Origin of the sequence: Salmonella sp. NW645 (assembly GCF_051703725.1) — a bacterium.
Taxonomy (GTDB): domain Bacteria; phylum Pseudomonadota; class Gammaproteobacteria; order Enterobacterales; family Enterobacteriaceae; genus Salmonella; species Salmonella enterica.
Window position 1 is genome coordinate 166,317 of record NZ_JAMMKR010000002.1, and the last position, 19,178, is coordinate 185,494.

General features: G+C 46.7%; 18 protein-coding genes and 1 tRNA gene. 7 read left to right on the top strand and 12 right to left on the bottom strand.

Annotation, left to right across the window (positions count from 1 at the left end; all coding sequences use genetic code 11):
* Window positions 1-131 precede the first annotated feature (131 nt).
* A complete protein-coding gene (locus NA389_RS04585) occupies window positions 132-1,835 on the bottom strand; it encodes a YfjI family protein (protein WP_000488168.1) in 1,704 nt (567 codons plus the stop codon).
* A gap of 320 nt (window positions 1,836-2,155) precedes the next feature.
* Between NA389_RS04585 and NA389_RS04590 the strand changes: the two genes are divergently transcribed.
* Window positions 2,156-2,488, top strand: a complete 333-nt coding sequence (locus NA389_RS04590) for a hypothetical protein (protein WP_000821436.1) — start codon at window positions 2,156-2,158, stop codon at window positions 2,486-2,488.
* Between the two features lie 97 nt (window positions 2,489-2,585).
* Here the strand turns inward: NA389_RS04590 and NA389_RS04595 are convergent, their stop codons facing one another.
* The 3 genes from NA389_RS04595 to NA389_RS04605 all read right to left on the bottom strand — a co-directional run bounded on the left by NA389_RS04595 (window position 2,586) and on the right by NA389_RS04605 (window position 4,498).
* Entirely contained in the window at window positions 2,586-3,011 is a 426-nt protein-coding gene (locus NA389_RS04595) for a hypothetical protein (RefSeq protein WP_217451215.1), read from the bottom strand.
* 98 nt (window positions 3,012-3,109) lie between these two features.
* A complete protein-coding gene (locus tag NA389_RS04600; protein ID WP_024134667.1) occupies window positions 3,110-3,484 on the bottom strand; it encodes a hypothetical protein in 375 nt (124 codons plus the stop codon).
* 123 nt (window positions 3,485-3,607) lie between these two features.
* Entirely contained in the window at window positions 3,608-4,498 is an 891-nt protein-coding gene (locus NA389_RS04605; RefSeq protein ID WP_000370573.1) for a GTPase family protein, read from the bottom strand.
* A gap of 852 nt (window positions 4,499-5,350) precedes the next feature.
* Here NA389_RS04605 and NA389_RS04610 point away from each other — a divergent pair.
* Entirely contained in the window at window positions 5,351-6,160 is an 810-nt protein-coding gene (locus tag NA389_RS04610; RefSeq protein ID WP_001063607.1) for a BRO-N domain-containing protein, read from the top strand.
* A gap of 138 nt (window positions 6,161-6,298) precedes the next feature.
* The gene (locus NA389_RS04615) at window positions 6,299-6,805 is read left to right on the top strand and encodes a DUF4431 domain-containing protein (protein ID WP_000569127.1); all 507 of its coding nucleotides are present in this window, start codon (window positions 6,299-6,301) and stop codon (window positions 6,803-6,805) included.
* A gap of 136 nt (window positions 6,806-6,941) precedes the next feature.
* On the opposite strand, the gene NA389_RS04620 is transcribed toward NA389_RS04615, so the two are convergent.
* The 7 genes from NA389_RS04620 to aspA form a co-directional block, all read right to left on the bottom strand.
* The gene (locus tag NA389_RS04620; protein WP_001218762.1) at window positions 6,942-8,198 is read right to left on the bottom strand and encodes a tyrosine-type recombinase/integrase; all 1,257 of its coding nucleotides are present in this window, start codon (window positions 8,196-8,198) and stop codon (window positions 6,942-6,944) included.
* 195 nt (window positions 8,199-8,393) lie between these two features.
* Window positions 8,394-8,469 (bottom strand) — tRNA-Phe (locus NA389_RS04625).
* A 116-nt stretch (window positions 8,470-8,585) separates the two neighbouring features.
* Complete coding sequence (locus NA389_RS04630) at window positions 8,586-9,161, bottom strand: transcriptional regulator (protein WP_001188511.1); 576 nt, start codon at window positions 9,159-9,161, stop codon at window positions 8,586-8,588.
* Between the two features lie 36 nt (window positions 9,162-9,197).
* Window positions 9,198-10,901 carry a protein-disulfide reductase DsbD gene (locus tag NA389_RS04635; protein WP_000068889.1) on the bottom strand — a complete coding sequence of 568 codons (1,704 nt, stop codon included), beginning with the start codon at window positions 10,899-10,901 and terminating at the stop codon, window positions 9,198-9,200.
* Window positions 10,877-11,224: a divalent cation tolerance protein CutA gene (cutA, locus tag NA389_RS04640; RefSeq protein WP_061377953.1), complete on the bottom strand. Its 348-nt coding sequence runs from the start codon at window positions 11,222-11,224 to the stop codon at window positions 10,877-10,879. The genes NA389_RS04635 and cutA overlap by 25 nt, the downstream gene beginning before the upstream one ends.
* A 120-nt stretch (window positions 11,225-11,344) precedes the next feature.
* The gene (dcuA, locus tag NA389_RS04645; RefSeq protein ID WP_000637595.1) at window positions 11,345-12,646 is read right to left on the bottom strand and encodes an anaerobic C4-dicarboxylate transporter DcuA; all 1,302 of its coding nucleotides are present in this window, start codon (window positions 12,644-12,646) and stop codon (window positions 11,345-11,347) included.
* 114 nt (window positions 12,647-12,760) lie between these two features.
* Window positions 12,761-14,197 carry an aspartate ammonia-lyase gene (gene aspA / locus NA389_RS04650; RefSeq protein ID WP_000069440.1) on the bottom strand — a complete coding sequence of 479 codons (1,437 nt, stop codon included), beginning with the start codon at window positions 14,195-14,197 and terminating at the stop codon, window positions 12,761-12,763.
* A 340-nt stretch (window positions 14,198-14,537) separates the two neighbouring features.
* Here aspA and NA389_RS04655 point away from each other — a divergent pair, with 340 nt between their 5' ends.
* The gene (locus NA389_RS04655; RefSeq protein ID WP_001267291.1) at window positions 14,538-15,014 is read left to right on the top strand and encodes an FxsA family protein; all 477 of its coding nucleotides are present in this window, start codon (window positions 14,538-14,540) and stop codon (window positions 15,012-15,014) included.
* Between the two features lie 58 nt (window positions 15,015-15,072).
* On the opposite strand, the gene yjeH is transcribed toward NA389_RS04655, so the two are convergent.
* Window positions 15,073-16,314, bottom strand: a complete 1,242-nt coding sequence (gene yjeH / locus NA389_RS04660; RefSeq protein ID WP_031607739.1) for an L-methionine/branched-chain amino acid transporter — start codon at window positions 16,312-16,314, stop codon at window positions 15,073-15,075.
* 275 nt (window positions 16,315-16,589) lie between these two features.
* Here yjeH and NA389_RS04665 point away from each other — a divergent pair, with 275 nt between their 5' ends.
* From NA389_RS04665 to NA389_RS04675, 3 genes are all read left to right on the top strand, one after another.
* Entirely contained in the window at window positions 16,590-16,883 is a 294-nt protein-coding gene (locus NA389_RS04665) for a co-chaperone GroES (protein ID WP_000027827.1), read from the top strand.
* 43 nt (window positions 16,884-16,926) lie between these two features.
* Window positions 16,927-18,573: a chaperonin GroEL gene (gene groL / locus NA389_RS04670; protein ID WP_000729126.1), complete on the top strand. Its 1,647-nt coding sequence runs from the start codon at window positions 16,927-16,929 to the stop codon at window positions 18,571-18,573.
* A gap of 243 nt (window positions 18,574-18,816) precedes the next feature.
* Window positions 18,817-19,170 carry a DUF4156 domain-containing protein gene (locus NA389_RS04675; protein WP_000558210.1) on the top strand — a complete coding sequence of 118 codons (354 nt, stop codon included), beginning with the start codon at window positions 18,817-18,819 and terminating at the stop codon, window positions 19,168-19,170.
* The last annotated feature ends 8 nt before the right edge of the window (window positions 19,171-19,178 follow it).

A 19,178-nucleotide genomic window follows, 5' to 3' on the forward strand; every position in this document is an offset into this window, starting at 1 on the left:
TAAACATTTGTTTTGTGTTGCAAACATGATCCATTTTTGTATTAAATATTAAATGCATTTTATTATTTACGTCATATCTATACTGCTACTCATGCTACGTAGCATGAGTAGCAAGTGATTACATTCACATTTTATTCTCTCAAATAAATTTTCTCAGTTACACTACCATTAGAGTTTGGTTGTTTTTTTATCCATATTTTTTCTTCTTCTTCAAGAAGTTTTACGGCAGCATTTAAACGTGCACTATTTCTTAAATGTATGTGGCTAATATGTCTTCGCATATATGATTTTTTGATGTGATCAACAATTGGCTCTATCTGTTGATTATCCTCAGCACTACTGTCTGAATCATTGTCCTGATTTAAAAATATGCTTCCGATACCATTATTAAACTCTGATATTTTTGATTTTATCCAGTTGTATACACACTCGGCATCTTGTTCTGGTGAGGCAAAAGTAGTAAGGAATAAATGAATAGTTTTATTCGCATAATACTCTGCAATATGCATTGCACATTCAAATATTTCATCAGATATTTCACGTTTATTACTATCTGTGAAATACTGTAATAGCCCGGCAATACGGACAGTATTTTCAGCAAGTTTAAGTATCCAGGCTTTAATAGTATTGTTGTCACGGAATTTATAAGCAGCTATTTCTATATCTCGATAAAAACGCTCAAGTTCCCGTTGAGAATTCTGTGATAAAGTAAGAATATCTGGCTTTAATTCATTTGCTATTAATTCATCTTCTATATCACCTTCTTTATCTATATCATCGCTCTCATCCTCTTCATCGATTTTTTCACATGCAGCTCTGCTCTCGTCTATTTTAAGTGAACCATATTCATATCGCTCTTTTATAAGCAATAAAAATTCATTTATTCTTTTATGAAAAAAACTAAGATCCTTACTGTTAACATCATAACTTGACGACAGACGTCGGAATTGTCCTCTTTCAACTACCGAGATCAGAAATCGAGATAAAAAACCAGAACCAGTGGCTTTTCTACCATATTTCTTAAAATACTGAATAAATATATCATTCTGAACAAGAAGTAACATAGAAAATCGAGCATTCAAAACGGAAAAACTTTCTTTACTACGGCGTTCAACATCAACCTGGGCACCATCCCACAACTCATTCAGGAAGCCCAGATTGTTCTTGGCTCGCCCTTCAAAAAACATACTTGCTTCAGCCGATATATACCCTGCTGATGGTATATTATCATACAGGCCACGTTGCATAGCTTCAGGTGTGGTGTCTGTATAAATAAATTTCATTCTTTTAGGTAATATAGGTTTTTGTGAACTGAGATGAGCTAACTTACTCCTCTCTGTCTGAAAATTCTCACCTTTATTAATTTTTTGATTTATTTTTCGCAGAAGAGTTTTATTTTGTGCATCCCAAATCAACATATCGGCATTGTAATTTGCATATGCTCTATCCCATGCAGTTTTATCTTCTTTTTCAAAATCCAGGAAGGGTTTCATTACCAGTGAATGAATTGTTGATTTTCTTTCACCAGAATCGGCAAGAACAAGGTTATAGAGAGAACATGGCTTTGTCCTGCCATCTGGAAACTGGACATCAACAAATCCCTGACATGCAAGAGATACAGCAGATAAGACAGTGCCAGATATCAGTTCGATAGGAGCATCAACATCTTTGGTAAGAGCAACAACAACATTTCGCAATACTTCTGGTAGTAAATGCGCCGGATATTTCGTTGCTTCATAGATATCATTAGCGCTGTGTAATTTCTTTGGATCTCCTTCTGGGCGTTCCCCCCATTGAGTTGCCCACCATGGATACTCTATATTTTCCCTGAACATCACTCGTTACTCCCTTTCATTAAGCCTGATTAACTTCCAGACAGGATAAACAAAAAGAAAGAGAGAAACCATGCTTTAACGATGGAGATCTGCCCATTATAGGACATGGATACTAAAAATACTTGATAGAAAAATGGTTCTTAAGCGAATTTATGAGAAGGTTTGCAACGTGATAGATACGTTTATCAACGGCATGAGGGGATTTAATTCAGGAGATATATTCCCCATCATATAAAAGTGTGATAAATTACTGTGCTTCATTTGTCAATGTATTCACTCCTACGATTTGATGGCAAAAAAATAGGCATGAGAAATTGTATATGAAAAGAATCAAAGTAATTGCAAGCAATGTCGCTAATTCAACTGAAAAAATGTGGCTCGACTTAAATATCACTGAAAATCTGCATATTGATCTAGAAAACGAGATTCTGGGAAGTGGCAGTGTGATGTGGGAACAATGGCATGATTTTAATATTCTTGAGTTGGATAAAAATAATGCTTTAATGGATTGGAAAAATGATTCATTTTCTGAATGCAAAAGCACTATTGACATCCTTAACCGAAGGTTAGTGGTGGGGGAAAAAATTCGTTATATTGATGATGGTGAACACTACATATATCGTATAGAAGAAATAAGGGATGAACTGTTTTAGTCGTCTACTATTTTTCTACTCAATAAAATCTTATTTATATGTTAACAATTAAATAATAAAAGGAATGAAATTACCCATCCCTTTTATTTTGATTTGTTTACTCAAAACCTGCGTCAGCAATGGCATTTAAGTATTTCCCATCCTTGCCATCTAATTCAATTGTGGCAACAGGATCACCATGTTGGTTAACCTGTAAGGTGGGATCTGTATGAGGTGAACTCCCGCACTGGTAGATATAGTAATCCGTTTTCCCATTAGGAATGGTAATGCTTTCACAACCATTCTCATATTCATAGATAATTTTATCTCTGGAAACTTCTAATGTGATTTCTGGTTTACTTTCTGGGCCAAAGATATATTTAACTCCCTTTTTCCCATAGCAAAGTTCAACAGACTTTGTATGTGCTTTATTGTTAGCAAAGAAGAACGTTGTATTCGGTTCACAAAGTTTACTTTCTGCGAAAGAAGAAAATGATAACAACACGCTGGCCATCAACAAAGTAATATCAATCAACTTTTTCATTTTAATATCCATTTTAAATGCAATATTTAATTGTTGTGAATTGGATGTGGTGGATATTTTCCATCCAGTCATATTACACTTCATGCAAACGCATTTAATTACCAAGTGTATTTTAATGAACCATTAGGAGTACCAACTATCAACTCAAGTGGTTTACACTGAGTATAATTTTTATTTGTTGGAATAGTAAATGTAAATGTTTCACCATACCCAAGCCTTTTATTCATGTTGTTTCCACGACCTGCAATCGAAGGCAGGCAATTACCGCGATTAACAACTATTGAAGTAATAATGACCTCATCTTCCATACTAGTGATATTGTAGCTCCAAATAGGTAAATAATTAGGGCCAACTTTAAGTGTATCCCCCCCAACATCTACTTTTATTGGTGAGTCAGATGCTAAACTCTGACAACTAAATACAGATAACATGGATACCAAAACCAATTGGTTAATACGTGTTATAATTTTCATGCAACAACTCCTTAATTTATTATTTTAACAACAGAAATAAACATAACACTAAGAGTAAGTTTTTTCATATTAACTCTCCTATAAATAACTAAAGCCCTTTTAAATTCAGGTGGCGGAATAACGTTACCCAAAGAAAAAACTCCAGGTTTTCTTAATTCCTTCCACCACCAGTTTTTTGGCTGCCTTAGCCAGTGTTGCGACAGGTTTAGGAATAGGAGCCATATCAATGATTTCATCAATAACCCGATCTACGGTGTCTCCGAAACCGTCGGTGGCTTCTTCGATGACCTTTTCTGTTTTGTGCTCCTCTTTGACCTGAGCCGCTACTGAGCTTTGTGCGTGCTTTGGGAGCGCCCGGACCATTTCCTCAACCAGATTAGTCACGTTGTAACCCTCATTGGCTGATACAGCGACAATCGGATGTTCAGGAAAACCAAGGTACTGACTGATGTACTCTTTCTTCTCAGCGATATTGTTCATCTGACGGGGGGAGGGACAACAATTCTGCTCATCCCATTCCCGGAACGGCTCGATTTTGTCCACCTGATTAAGAACAAACAGCGTTTTTGATTTACCCCCGGCGGGGATAAGCACTTCTTTGTAGAACCGCTCATCGGGGGCCAGAACGCGATCATCCCCTTTTATAACCCACAGAATCAGGTCGAGTTTTGGCATCAATCCGCTATAGAGATTTTCGTACTCACTATCACGTTCGGCGCTTTCACCCACGCCGGGAATATCCACCAGATAAAGAGAACGTTTCCCGAACTGGATACGCACTTCCTTTATTTCACGGGTACAGGCTCCCACATCACTGACCGGGCATTCCTCCCCTTTGAAAATGGCATTGCACAGGCTCGATTTACCTGAGCCGGTTTTACCCATAATGCCAATTCGGGGTTCATAACCGACGATCTCATTCAGTCTGCCGAGAACGATTTTTCTGATCCCCTCAGGTAAAATGTCCACTGCATCCTTTATTGGGTTGCTACCTGTCTTATCGGTGTTGTCCATCCACATATTCTTCTTGCTCCCTCTCTTTATTAACTACTTCAGATAAAAATCTTGCTGCGAAAATCATCGAACGACTTCTCAAATTCCCGGCAGGCAATTGCCTGATTGAAGGCAAATTTTTGTGATCTTTTCAGGAAGGCTGAAGTGTGTAAAATTGTTAATACCGATCGAAATGGCAAAATCGATCTGTTTTATCTATTGATAAAAACGATCGATATCAATTAATTAATCACCAATATCAATTAAAGATAGCGAACTGATCGACGGCACTGATCAATTAATGAGGATGGTAAAGAAGAAGTGAAAAGGGAGAGAGAAAATTACAGGAGCAAGAAACAACAATAAATATCAATATAATCAATCGAATGTATGCCCGCAGTTCCGACACTCATACCTGTCAAACAGCACCCCATCCATAGCTGAACCCGTAACAGCTCCAGCCGTTGCCCCGGCGACAAACCGTCCTAACAGAGCACCAATAACCGCCCCTGCCGCTGTCCCCACTACAGGCAAAACTGAGCCAATCGCAGCACCAGTCCCCGCACCACTGAGAGCGCCAGCCACACCTCCGGCAATACTTCCCGTCTTCCTGCCAATATGACGTTCACTTACGCGGTCAGAACCGCATTCCGGGCATATCGTGGTCATTTTATAATTCTCCTGATTTCAGTTTGTTAAAAAGCAAAAAGGCTTCAAACATTGCCTGGTTGAGAGTAGGTAACCAACTACATTGAACTTAAAGGGTTTTTTCTGGCATTTGTATGCACTACATACTTCCGTGCCTGAACAGTGGAGAGTATACTGTTGAGAATTTATACTTGTGCTACTGCTGAAATATTTTTAAGGGAATTTATGAATAATAATCTGATGAATATATGTTACAAAGGTGAAACTGGTGAAAGTGACATTAGAACTACGATTATTTCCGATATTTTATATATTTCTTTAAAAGATATATTAATCACTTTAAATAAAGAAAATAGAGAAATAAATTCACGCTACGCAACAAAGTCAATGATCGGACTTATTAAAGCACAACTGGAAGCATTGGATGTTGATGAGTATAAAGCGCTGGATGTAAATAATGGAGTATTCGAAGGTGAGAAGGAAATCTTTGTTACACAACCCGGACTTTATAGAGTTATGTCCAGCGATAGAAGTGCTGCTGGTAAGCGATTCCAAAAATGGCTTTTCCATGAAGTAATCCCTTCTCTAACAAGGCATGGTGTTTATCCTGCGCCTCCTGAAGCAAAAGGGTCTGCATTTGCACAAATGGCCGAAATATTAGCTCAAAACTCTCGTATGCTTGCAGATACTATTGTAAAACACGAAAAATTGGCCGAAGATGTTTTACAAGTAAAGGGAAAAGTTGCTAATGTTGAAACACGTTTAACAAATCTCGAATCGAACAATCAACGTAACACTAATGAGTTCCAAACTCTTGAAGAAAGACTCGTCTTTCTCGATATAAAAATGAATGATAATGATCTCATTGAGGCATTAGCTTGGTGTGAAAATATTTCCTGTTCCAAAGCACGAAAAGTAGTCCGTGGGGATAAACGAGAATCTACACGATTCGATGTGCAAACTATCGATGAAGCAATCACTATAATGAAAAATAAATCTGCACTACATCACATTGATTCATCTATAAATAATTAACATGATACTATAAGTTGATTAATTAGTATGATGCGTATTAGTTCAGATCCAATCTTATACGGATGTGGATCTGGCAAAGACCTAATTTTATTTTAGATCTTGTACCAGAAATGAGATCTGGTTAAAAAGGAGTTTATTTTGATTGAATTTTTATCCAGCGCAACTTGGCAGGGGATTGGAGTTATAAGCTCAATCATCATTGCTGTTGTGAGTTTTCTACTATCTCAAAATACTCGACGTCGATTGTTCAGATCAAAAAACTCAAGATTTGAAAAGAAATCAAGTCTTCCTAAAGAGTTGTTAGATGGGCAGATAACTACCCTGTATGGAAAAGTTCGAGATGAAGTGTTCCCCGGACCACCAAATTATGAATCAATAAATGATGGTGACGAACCACAGTTCTACTGGATTCTCTATACTAATGCATCAATTACGTTGATAGGGCGAAGCATGGAAAATGGTGAGTTATATGAGAATGGCTCATCGTGTATGTTTCAATTATGCGTACCTACAGATATGTATGATAACCGTCTAGATATACTCGGAAAATACGTAAAGGTGGAAGGAGAAGTCTTCTTCGGGCGCACTGGTCACCATAAGACCAAAGCTCTATTAAATGTTAGTTCAATCAAAATTTTGAAATAGTTCCTTAGCAACGTTTAGAATTGTTAACTAAGGAACTAAAGCCGTTAAGCGGAAAATTCTCCGCTTTTGATCCTTCTAACAGAGCACCGTCAAGTCAAATTTGATTTGCAATTAATCTGTATAATACTCAACCATACTACCGCCCCTGAACCTTCGCAAAATCAAATGGGCTAATTGTTTCCTCCCGGTTAGCATCAAGAAAGTCTGCCCACCATTGCAGCATCAGTTTACGCTCGTCGATAAACTCCGCTTTATGGATATATGCAGCACGTACACCGTTACGCTCCTGATGGCTCATCTGGCGCTCTACAGCATCTTTCGACCACAGTCCCGATTCAATCAAAGAGCTACAGGCCATCGTGCGAAAGCCGTGGCCGCAGACCTCAACTTTCGTGTTATATCCCATCACCCGTAAGGCTGTATTGACCGTGTTTTCACTCATCGGTTTATACGGATCGCGGTCGCCAGTGAATATCAGGTCATATTCACCACTGATTTGTTTTATCTGTTTCAGGATCTCCAGCGCCTGACTGGAAAGCGGAACCATGTGCGGTGTTTTCATCTTTGAACCACGTTCAGAAAACTTCACGTCGGGGATTAGCTCACGCTTGGGCGGTATCACCCACATGGATTTCTTAAAATCAATCTCAGACCAGCGGGCGAAGCGTAACTCACTGGAACGAATGAATATCAACAGAGTGAGTTCTACAGCCAGCCGGGTAAGAGGTTGCCCTTTGTAAACATCAATGCGGGTAATCAGTTCTGACAGGCGATGAAGCGGAAGGGCAGGGCGATGCTCACGTTCGACGGTTGCCAGTGCTCCGGCCATATCAATCGCCGGGTTATAGTCAATGATGCCCGACTGCGCCGCATATCGCATGACTGCTGAGATACGTTGTTGCAGGCGCGATGCCGTTTCATAAATCTCCTTTGCCTCAGCCTCTTTCACCGGGACGAGAAGATCGGGGGTTTTCAGCGTCTTGATATCCCGCGAGCCGATAGAAGGAAATACATGTGTCTCCAGGCTGGTCAGCACTTTGGCCCGGTGTGCTTCAGACCACTTCTTGTTGCTGGCGTGCCACCGACGGGCGATAGTTTCAAAGGTATCCGATGCCTCGGAGTCCGATTTTTTAGCCCGTTTTTGTTCACAGGGATCGATACCCTGTGCGATGAGTTTTCTGGCTTCATCGCGCAATGAGCGAGCTTCAGACAGTGAGATATCGGGATAGAGGCCAAGCGCCAGCGTTTTCTCTTTTCCCTGATGGCGGTAGCGTAGCCGCCAGTAGCGCGAGCCGTTAGGGTGAACCAGCAGATGCATGTTGCCAGTATCTGCCAGTTTGTAGGGTTTTTCATCCGGTTTGGCAGCCCGGATCTTTGCATCGGTTAATGCCATGACGGGTTTCCTACATTATGTTGAGGGTACAAATATTATCGAATCAGACTATACCCTCATTTGTACCCTCGCAAGGGGATTGAAGTGGGTAGAAGCTGATTGAGTTCAGTTGAAGTGGACAGGCTGGGGTGTGTTGATTTTACTGGGGATATACAAACAAAAACGGACCTCCGTAGAGGTCCGTTGATATGAATTTGGTGCCCGGACTCGGAATCGAACCAAGGACACGGGGATTTTCAATCCCCTGCTCTACCGACTGAGCTATCCGGGCAACGGGGCGCATTAAACCGTAAAGGCGCGCGGTCGTCAACGGCTTTACACGAAAAAAGTGATAAAATCGCGCTGACTGCCTGCTTTTCAGGCAAAATGCATAAAATCAGTACCCCGTCAGGTGAGCGCCCCACCCTGGCGGCACTGTGCAAAACGCAGAATATCTTCCGCCAACCGCTGAGCGGTATCTACATCAGCCTGACTGCGGTTGACCAGCATTCGGCTGAGACAACCTTCCAACACCAGCTCCATCTGCCTTGCAACCATCGCCGGATCGTCAATTTCCAGCGTGGTCAGTAGTTCATGGGTAAAATCATGTGCCGTGCGTTTTTGTTGATTAGCCAGTTGGTGAATAGGATGGGTTGGATCGGGATAAAACGTACAGGCGGCAATGAACAAGCAACCGGGATAACGGTTATTACTGACACATTCCGAGAGCGCGCTGTAGCGTGCCAGTAGCTTTTGTTCAGCAGAAAGCGTCTCATCAAGAAGAAGCTGGCGTCGCCAGATATCTACCTGCTGACTCAGATAACGTAGCGCGTCATATAAAATGGCTTCTTTATCTGGCCAGAAACGCTGTAATGTGTCGAGTGGGCGATTTACGCGCTCCGCCACCATTTCCAGCGTAGTATCGGCTATCCCTTGCGTCTCCAGTAATTTCAGGGCTTCTCCCAGAATATCTTCACGTTGCACGGTATTCTCCTCCGTCTTTGCTTTTGCAAGTGTCGCTCACGGTTGGCGATCGTGCAAATGCGCGCTAAAGGTGGCGGCGTCCATAAAGCCGGTGACTCGCGATTGCGGCTGTTCCTGGCCTTGGGCATTAAAGAACAGAATGGTGGGCAGCCCGAGGACTTGCAGATGCTTTAACAGCGCGACATCCTGCGCATTGTTAGCGGTGACGTTAGCCTGCAAGAGCACCGTGTCGCCGAGCGCCTGCTGGACCCGCGGATCGCTGAAGGTATACTTTTCAAACTCTTTACAGGCCACGCACCAGTCGGCGTAGAAATCCAGCATAACGGGTTTGCCTTTGGCCTGCGCCAGCGCCTGATTGAGTTCGTCCACGGTAGAAATAGCCGTGAAATTGAGGTGCGCTGGAGCTTGCGCGGATGGCGATCCGAACGCCCAATCCTGTAGAGGCCGCACGCTAATGAGCGCAGCCGCCAGCAGGATAATCTGTACGATACGCATCCACGCTCGTCTGGCCTGAAGGCTGGTGATAAAGGCCCAACCAAAGAAAGCGACGCCCAGCAGCGACCACAGACGTAAACCCCAAGCCTCGCCAATAATCCGCTCCAGTAAAAAGACCGGTAACGCGAGGATCACGAAACCAAAAGCGGTTTTGACATGCGCCATCCACGGGCCGCTTTTCGGTAGCAGGCGGTTGCCAAACACGGTGACCAGCATTAGCGGCAGACCCATACCTAATGCATACAAATACAGCGTACCGCCGCCCAGCCACATGTTGCCGCTCTGAGCGATATAAAGCAGGATCGCGCTTAACGGCGCTGTAGTGCAGGGCGAGCAAATTAATCCGGCAATCGCCCCCATAACAAAAACGCCGCCGGGCGAGCCGCCTTGCTGACGATTACTCATTAATGTCAGCCGGGTTTGCAGTGAGGAGGGGAGCTGTAGTGTGAACAGGCCAAACATCGACAACGCAAGCAGGGTGAACACGGTGGCAAGGCCGATTAACACATAAGGGTGCTGCAGCGCCGCCTGAAACTGTAATCCCGCCGCGGCGACGACCAGACCCAGTGCGGTATAGGTCAGCGCCATCCCTTGTACATAGATAAAGGCCAGCAGCAGTGCGCGCCCCGTCGACAAACGTTGCCTTCCCCCCAGGACAATACCGGAAATCAGCGGATACATGGGTAAAACGCAGGGCGTAAAGGCGATGCCGATGCCGATCAGCAGAGCCCAGATCGCGGAAAAAGGTAGCTGGGCGGCGGGTTTTGACGTCTCACCCGTCTGGGTGACAGCAGGCGTCGGCGTGGCGTCTATTGCCGCGGCGACTTCACTTAGCGGCACCGTTTTCGTTTCCGGCGGATAACAGAATCCCGCATCGGCGCACCCCTGGTACGTTACCGTTAATGTCGCGCCAGCCGCCGCCTGGTTAACCGTTACTGGAACGTTTAGCCGCTTACGGTAGATTTCGCTTTTTCCGTAGAACTCATCTTCATGCCAGACGCCTGCCGGGAGTTGGACTGCGGCGATATCCGCTTTCGTCGGCGTGATACTAATTTGTTTACGGTAAAGGTAGTAACCCTCTTTTACCTGCCAGGAGAGGGTAAGATCGTGTTGATTTTGCTGAAAATCAAAAACAAACGCCCGGTCGGCAGGGACGAACTGCGAGCGACCCGGCGCGTCGAATAATCCGGCGAAGGCGGATGTGCTGCACAGCAGCAGGATCAGCGTAAAGATGCGTTGAGCCATGAGAGGTAATCAGTATCTCCGTGAGTAACAGGTAAAACCAGAAGTTCAGGCGTTTGATACGGGTGATGAGACTTCAGGCAGTCGATAAGCGCTTGCTGATGTGAAACGGTGGTTTTTAAGATCATTTGAACTTCATACTCCTGCTCCAGTTTGCCTTCCCAGTAGTACAGCGATGTCGCGCCGGGGAGGAGGGTGGCGCAGGCGGCCAGTTTTTCCGACAGCACTTTGGCGGCCAGATCCTGGGCGGTAGCTTCATCCGGGGCGGTACAAAGCACCACAACGGCCTCGGGGATGGAAATATCCTGACTCTTAACATCAAGCATAAACACCTCGAAAGAACAAAAAGACCCGCAAGTGAACGGTCACTATACAACGGACGAGGGCAGGATGTTAGTCAAAGGGCGGGAGAATGCGGGGCGTGATACGCCCCGCGGGTGAAACACTTACAGCATAAAGCTGCCCAGCAGGAAGCCGAAGCAGACAGCCAGAACGACGCCCAGGGTGCCTGGGATGAAGAACGGGTGGTTAAAGACGAATTTACCGATACGGGTTGTACCGGTGTCATCCATCTGTACCGCCGCAACCAGAGTCGGGTAGGTCGGCAGAATGAACAGGCCGGAAACGGCGGCGAAGGAAGCGACTGCCGTCAGCGGAGAGACGTTCAGCGCCAGCGCCATCGGCATCAGCGCTTTCGCCGTTGCCGCCTGAGAGTAGAGCAGCGCGGAAGCAAAGAAGAAGATGACGGCCAGCAGCCACGGATGACCCTGGATGACGCTACCCGCAGTGTCTTTGATCCAGTCGATGTTAGCGGATACGAAGGTATCGCCCAGCCACGCCACGCCCAGAATACAGATACAGGCGCTCATCCCTGCTTTAAAGGTGCTGGAGTTGAGGATGGCGTCAGTTTCCACTTTACACAGGATGGTGGTCAGCGTTGCGACGCTCAACATGATGATCAAAATAGCGTTGGTGGTGTTCATCAGCGGTTTTTCAACCAGGCCGAGGCTCGGACTGTTGACAATCGCATAAACAACCACGCAGATAACGCCCAGCAGGAACAGCCAGACGGAATTTTTTGCCATCGGTTTGATTTCAATCTGCTTTTCACCACGCAGTTCAATCAGCCCTTCTTCCAGACGCTTGCGGTAAATCGGGTCGTCCGACAGTTTGGAGTTGAACAGCATCGTGACCAGGAAGGACATCACCAGCACCGCCAGCAGCGTAGAGGGGATAACCACGGACAGCAGGTGAATGTAGCTAATGCCATGACCTTCCATAACAGAAGACATATACACCACGGCCGCAGAAATCGGCGAGGCGGTAATCGCAATCTGCGCGGATACCACGGCGGTCGAGAGCGGACGGCAAGGTTTGATTCCCTGCTCCTTCGCGACTTCAGCAATAACCGGCAGCGTTGCCAGGGAAATGTTCCCGGTACCAGCAAAAATAGTCAGGAAATAGGTCACAATCGGTGCGAGGATAGTGATGTATTTCGGGTTCTTACGCAGCAGTTTTTCCGTCTGGTTTACCAAATAATCCAGACCGCCCGCGACCTGCATAGCAGAGATCGCGGCGATAACCGCCATGATGATGGAAATGACATCGAATGGAATTGTCCCTGGCTTCACGCCGATGGCGGCAAGTACCAGAACACCCAGCCCACCTGCGAATCCAATACCGATGCCCCCAAGTCTGGCGCCCAAAAAGATTGCCAGCAAAACAATGATAAGTTCGACAACTATCATATTAGCCTTCCTTGTTGTTTAACAAGTTGATATTAAATTGTTGTTATTTGGTAACTTCTTGTAAGAAAAAAGGCACGTCATCGTGACGTGCCTCTTTGGTACTACCCTGTACGATTACTGTTCGCTTTCATCAGTATAACGTTTAGCTTTATAAGCCGGGTGCATCAAGTTCTGTACGGAGAAAATATCGTCCAGCTCGGCTTCCGTTAACAGGCCGCGCTCCAGCACAACTTCACGTACGCTCTTACCGGTTTCAGCACAGATTTTACCGACGATGTCGCCGTTGTGGTGGCCGATGAACGGGTTGAGGTAAGTGACGATACCGATGGAGTTATAAACGTACCCTTCGCACACTTCTTTATTCGCGGTAATGCCGTTAACGCATTTTTCCAGCAGGTTGTAGCACGCGTTGCTCAGAATGTGGATGGATTCGAACATCGCCTGACCGATAACCGGCTCCATAACGTTCAACTGCAACTGACCGGCTTCCGCCGCCATCGTAACGGTGGTGTCGTTACCGATGACTTTAAAGCATACCTGGTTTACGACTTCTGGTACAACCGGGTTCACTTTGGCTGGCATGATGGAAGAGCCCGCCTGCAGTTCCGGCAGGTTGATCTCGTTCAGGCCGGCACGAGGACCAGAAGAGAGCAAGCGCAGGTCGTTACAGATTTTGGACATCTTCACTGCCAGACGTTTCAGCGCGCTGTGAACCATAACATACGCGCCACAGTCAGATGTCGCCTCAATCAGATCTTCCGCCGGAACACAGGCGAAACCAGTGACTTCAGCCAGTTTTTTCACCGCCAGCGGAGAGTATTCTTTCGGCGTGTTCAGACCGGTACCGATTGCCGTTGCGCCAAGGTTGACTTCCAGCAGCAGCTCAGCAGTACGCTCGATGCTTTTCACTTCTTCTTTCAGCAGGATGCTGAACGCACGGAATTCTTGACCAAGCGTCATCGGTACGGCGTCCTGCAACTGGGTACGACCCATTTTCAGGATGTCCTGGAATTCAACCGCTTTACGTTCGAAACCTTCACGCAACTGGTTGATGGCATCGATCAGTTTGACGATAGAGGCGTAAACCGCTACACGGAAGCCTGTCGGATAGGCATCGTTAGTGGATTGACATTTATTCACGTGGTCGTTCGGGTTCAGGTACTGATATTCACCTTTCTGATGACCCATCAGTTCCAGCCCGATGTTGGCCAGCACTTCGTTGGTATTCATGTTGACGGAAGTGCCCGCGCCGCCCTGATAGACATCTACCGGGAACTGGTCCATGCACTTACCGTTGTTAAGGACTTCATCACATGCGGCAATGATGGCGTTCGCCACACTCTTAGGAATGGTTTGCAGCTCTTTGTTGGCCAGCGCCGCCGCTTTTTTTACCATAACCATGCCACGCACAAATTCAGGGATGTCGCTGATTTTGTTATTGCTAATGTAGAAGTTTTCAATCGCTCTCAGAGTGTGAACACCATAGTAGGCTTCAGCTGGAACTTCCCTGGTACCCAACAGATCTTCTTCGATACGAATGTTGTTTGACATGTGAACCTTCTTTTTCAAGCTGCCAATGATTTTTACTTTAAAACACACAGGATATATGTGATTTCGAATGTTTTCTGACCGACGATTATCCCCTCCATCGGCCTGATAAACGAGATCATATGCTGGTTCAGAATTCCTACCGTAATCTGGATCACTTAAAGTGCGGGAATTTACCCCTTATTTATTATTTTGTGAAATAGGTCACCGCTTTAGTATTACTACCTAAAATAGGTGTACAAACCACTTGAAATTTTGCTACGCACCACCATATCGGATCGATGCGAATCGCAACCCCATTCAAATGGTCGTCGCAGACGGCCATGACTTACAGGAGAGTCCTTTGCGCTGGATACCCTTTTTAGCTGTCTTTCTCTATGTTTACATTGAGATTTCTATCTTTATCCAGGTCGCCCATGTGCTTGGCGTCCTGATGACGCTAATCCTGGTGATTTTTACGTCTGTTATCGGTATGTCGCTGGTACGTAACCAGGGTTTTAAAAACTTTTTGCTGATGCAACAAAAAATGGCGGCCGGTGAGAGCCCGGCGGCAGAAATGATTAAGAGTGTATCGCTGATCATCGCTGGCTTACTGCTCCTGTTGCCGGGATTTTTCACCGATTTTCTCGGCCTTCTCCTTTTGTTACCGCCAGTGCAAAAACATTTGACGCTGAAGTTGCTGCCGCATTTACGTTTTTCCCGGATGCCGGGCGGCGGATTTAGCGCGGGTACTGGCGGTGGCGAAACATTTGACGGCGAGTATCAGCGTAAAGATGACGATCGCGATCGTATTGAACATAAAGACGATCGTCGGGATTAAAGGTAGAAATGTTGGTCGGATAAGTCGCACGAGGCGTTATCCGGCCAGCGGATGCGTCTTACGCCATGCGTTTTCGCTTCGGTAAAAACAGCCATAATGCAGCCAGCATGATAATGGCATATAAGCTTTTCCACCCCAGCATTGCCAGCAATAACAGGCACAGTAGACAACCCGTCACCGCCAGTGCATAGCAACGCCCTTTCAACAGTCGACAGCCCGCCAGCATACAAAGCAGATAGAGCATAATAAAAATACCGTTAGCATAGACGATCAGCGCATTGAGGTTAATCTTCAGGGCGTAGACGACCAGGGAACTCACGCAACAACAGACCAGAATAACGTTCAACGCGTGCAGGGGAAGGCGCCCGGGAGAGAGTTGAGCCAGATAGTGATCGGGCTGATATTGCATTTGCGTCCATATCAGACGCGCAAAACTCTGAGCATACACATTCAGGCTGGCAAAGCAGGTGAGATAACCAATAATGCAGGCTACCCACAACGCCTGGATACCGAAGAGATGAACAATAATAAGCGGTAGCGATGCTGTTGCCGCTATCTTGTCGCTATAGACGCCAAAATGCAGCACCACGGCGGTACAGGCCCAATAAATGGCGCCGGCCAGCATCAGGCCAATGATCAATGCGCGCGGAAAATCACGTTCAGGATTTTTAAATTCAGACGACAAATGCGTAAAAGCCTCAATTCCCACAAATCCCCAGAACATGATCGCCAGGGCGGTACACAGTCGGGAAAAGGTGATTTCGTTTGCGGTTGGGAAGGTGATATCTGCAGGTTTAATTGCGCCTTTCCACAGAATGGCGGCAATAAGCGCGATAATTAATCCAGCGATAATGGCTTGCAGGTTGGCGCTGGAGTTGGCGCCGCGCGATCCCATAAACCATAGTAAACCTAGAGTACCCAGCTCCCCAAATAAGAGCTGTTCGCTTTGCCAGCCAAACAGCGCCTGGCCGAAACCCACCGCAATATGCAAGGCTGCGGGAAAACTAACAGGAATGACTGATAAAAACAGCCAACTGATCACTCGTTGCAGACGCGGGCCAAATGCCATCCCGACAAAATGCGCTACGCCGCCAGCGTGTGGAAAATGACGCCCCAGCACAGCAAAGACAATCGCAATAGGGAAAATCAAAATAATGAGCAGCGGCCATGCCCAAAGGCTGATGTCGCCTGCCGCCAGCGCAGCCAGCTCCGGAAGCGCAAAAACGCCAGTCCCTAATAATGATGTGGTTAACAAGATAACGCCCTGAACCAACCCAAGCTCTTTTTTTAGTTCATTCATCAGCTCATTATCCGGCGGCATTGTAACGTCAGGTGACGACAGGCATTTTTAAGCGTATCACACACGCCTTTTCTTATAGCAGGATGTTCTAAACCTTGGGTAAACGTGAGATAAGTAGCGTTTTTACCGCTTTTTTCGCTCAGAAGAATTTTTTTTCATCTCCCCCCTTGAAGGGGCAAAACCCCATCCCCATCTCTCTGGTCACCAGCCGGGAAACCGTTTACGGGCCGGCGTCACCCATAACTGATAATGACTTTCTCAAAGGAGAGCTATCAATGAGTATTCGTCCGTTACATGATCGTGTGATCGTCAAACGTAAAGAAGTTGAGTCCAAATCTGCTGGCGGCATCGTACTGACCGGTTCCGCAGCGGGTAAATCAACTCGTGGCGAAATCATCGCTGTCGGTAAGGGTCGCATCCTGGACAACGGTACTGTACAGCCGCTGGACGTGAAAGTTGGCGACATCGTTATTTTTAACGATGGCTACGGTGTGAAATCTGAAAAGATCGACAATGAAGAAGTGTTGATCATGTCTGAAAGCGACATTCTGGCAATTGTTGAAGCGTAATCCGCGAACGACACTGAACATACGAATTTAAGGGAAAGAGAAAATGGCAGCTAAAGACGTAAAATTCGGTAACGACGCTCGTGTGAAAATGCTGCGCGGCGTAAACGTACTGGCAGATGCAGTGAAAGTAACCCTCGGTCCGAAAGGCCGTAACGTGGTTCTGGATAAATCTTTCGGTGCGCCGACTATCACTAAAGATGGTGTTTCCGTAGCGCGTGAAATCGAGCTGGAAGACAAGTTTGAAAACATGGGCGCGCAGATGGTGAAAGAAGTTGCCTCTAAAGCGAACGACGCTGCAGGCGACGGCACCACCACCGCGACCGTACTGGCGCAGTCCATCATTACCGAAGGCCTGAAAGCCGTTGCTGCGGGCATGAACCCGATGGACCTGAAACGTGGTATCGACAAAGCGGTTGCTGCTGCGGTTGAAGAGCTGAAAGCCCTGTCCGTACCGTGCTCCGACTCTAAAGCGATTGCTCAGGTAGGTACTATCTCCGCTAACTCCGACGAAACCGTAGGTAAACTGATCGCGGAAGCGATGGATAAAGTCGGTAAAGAAGGCGTCATCACCGTTGAAGACGGTACCGGTCTGCAGGACGAACTGGACGTGGTTGAAGGTATGCAGTTTGACCGCGGCTACCTGTCTCCTTACTTCATCAACAAGCCGGAAACTGGCGCAGTAGAGCTGGAAAGCCCGTTCATCCTGCTGGCTGATAAGAAAATCTCCAACATCCGCGAAATGCTGCCGGTTCTGGAAGCCGTTGCAAAAGCAGGCAAACCGCTGCTGATCATCGCTGAAGATGTTGAAGGCGAAGCGCTGGCTACCCTGGTTGTTAACACCATGCGTGGCATCGTGAAAGTGGCTGCGGTTAAGGCACCTGGCTTCGGCGATCGTCGTAAAGCAATGCTGCAGGATATCGCTACCCTGACCGGCGGTACCGTAATCTCTGAAGAGATCGGTATGGAGCTGGAAAAAGCAACCCTGGAAGACCTGGGTCAGGCGAAACGCGTTGTGATCAACAAAGACACCACCACCATCATCGATGGCGTGGGTGAAGAAGCTGCAATCCAGGGCCGTGTTGCTCAGATCCGTCAGCAGATTGAAGAAGCGACCTCCGACTACGATCGTGAAAAACTGCAGGAGCGCGTAGCGAAACTGGCAGGCGGCGTTGCGGTTATCAAAGTTGGCGCTGCGACCGAAGTTGAAATGAAAGAGAAGAAAGCCCGCGTTGAAGATGCCCTGCACGCGACCCGTGCTGCGGTAGAAGAAGGCGTGGTTGCTGGTGGTGGCGTTGCGCTGATCCGCGTTGCTTCTAAAATTGCTGACCTGAAAGGTCAGAACGAAGACCAGAACGTGGGTATCAAAGTTGCGCTGCGCGCAATGGAAGCTCCGCTGCGTCAGATCGTGCTGAACTGCGGCGAAGAGCCGTCTGTTGTCGCTAACACCGTTAAAGGCGGCGACGGTAACTACGGTTACAACGCAGCAACTGAAGAATACGGCAACATGATCGATATGGGTATCCTGGACCCAACCAAAGTTACCCGTTCTGCGCTGCAGTACGCGGCTTCAGTGGCTGGTCTGATGATCACTACCGAGTGCATGGTGACCGACCTGCCGAAAAGCGATGCTCCTGATTTAGGCGCTGCTGGCGGCATGGGTGGTATGGGTGGTATGGGCGGCATGATGTAATTGCCCACACCCTGCATCCTTCAGGCTGTAGATGCGTTGGCTAACCCCAGTCACTTACTTGAGTAAGTAACTGGGGATTAACAAACTGGCCGCCTTCCTGCAACCAGAATGATTTGGGTGCTTATCTCCCAGAATTGAGAAACCCCCGGGCAGAAATGACCGGGGGTTTTTCTTTTAGTCATCTTTTTAGTATAAGATTCAGATACGGACAAAACGTCCAGCTCATTGATTATGGGGAATAACATGCACGTGAAATATTTAGCAGGGATCGTTGGCGCCGCGCTGCTGATGGCGGGTTGTAGCTCCAGCAACGAACTTACCGCTGCCGGCCAAAATGTACGCTTTGTCGAAGATAAGCCAGGCGCGGAATGCCAGCTTATTGGTACGGCAACCGGTAAACAGAGTAACTGGTTTTCAGGCCAGCACGGCGAAGAGGGTGGCTCAATGCGTGGCGCAGCGAACGATCTGCGTAATCAGGCGGCCGCGATGGGTGGAAACGTGCTGTATGGCGTAAGTAGTCCGTCGCAGGGCATGTTGTCCAGTTTTGTCCCGACGGCCAGCGAGATGAACGGCCAGGTTTATAAATGTCCGAACTGATATGTCTG

What these genes read in the sequence shown, in the direction of transcription:
- NA389_RS04585 (WP_000488168.1), bottom strand. Translation starts at nt 1,835, where the DNA reads ATGTTCAGGGAAAATATAGAGTATCCATGGTGGGCAACTCAATGGGGG.
- NA389_RS04590 (WP_000821436.1), top strand. Translation starts at nt 2,156, where the DNA reads ATGAAAAGAATCAAAGTAATTGCAAGCAATGTCGCTAATTCAACTGAA.
- NA389_RS04595 (WP_217451215.1), bottom strand. Translation starts at nt 3,011, where the DNA reads ATGAAAAAGTTGATTGATATTACTTTGTTGATGGCCAGCGTGTTGTTA.
- NA389_RS04600 (WP_024134667.1), bottom strand. Translation starts at nt 3,484, where the DNA reads ATGAAAATTATAACACGTATTAACCAATTGGTTTTGGTATCCATGTTA.
- NA389_RS04605 (WP_000370573.1), bottom strand. Translation starts at nt 4,498, where the DNA reads ATGGACAACACCGATAAGACAGGTAGCAACCCAATAAAGGATGCAGTG.
- NA389_RS04610 (WP_001063607.1), top strand. Translation starts at nt 5,351, where the DNA reads ATGAATAATAATCTGATGAATATATGTTACAAAGGTGAAACTGGTGAA.
- NA389_RS04620 (WP_001218762.1), bottom strand. Translation starts at nt 8,198, where the DNA reads ATGGCATTAACCGATGCAAAGATCCGGGCTGCCAAACCGGATGAAAAA.
- NA389_RS04635 (WP_000068889.1), bottom strand. Translation starts at nt 10,901, where the DNA reads ATGGCTCAACGCATCTTTACGCTGATCCTGCTGCTGTGCAGCACATCC.
- cutA (WP_061377953.1), bottom strand. Translation starts at nt 11,224, where the DNA reads ATGCTTGATGTTAAGAGTCAGGATATTTCCATCCCCGAGGCCGTTGTG.
- dcuA (WP_000637595.1), bottom strand. Translation starts at nt 12,646, where the DNA reads ATGATAGTTGTCGAACTTATCATTGTTTTGCTGGCAATCTTTTTGGGC.
- aspA (WP_000069440.1), bottom strand. Translation starts at nt 14,197, where the DNA reads ATGTCAAACAACATTCGTATCGAAGAAGATCTGTTGGGTACCAGGGAA.
- yjeH (WP_031607739.1), bottom strand. Translation starts at nt 16,314, where the DNA reads ATGAATGAACTAAAAAAAGAGCTTGGGTTGGTTCAGGGCGTTATCTTG.
- NA389_RS04665 (WP_000027827.1), top strand. Translation starts at nt 16,590, where the DNA reads ATGAGTATTCGTCCGTTACATGATCGTGTGATCGTCAAACGTAAAGAA.
- groL (WP_000729126.1), top strand. Translation starts at nt 16,927, where the DNA reads ATGGCAGCTAAAGACGTAAAATTCGGTAACGACGCTCGTGTGAAAATG.
- NA389_RS04675 (WP_000558210.1), top strand. Translation starts at nt 18,817, where the DNA reads ATGCACGTGAAATATTTAGCAGGGATCGTTGGCGCCGCGCTGCTGATG.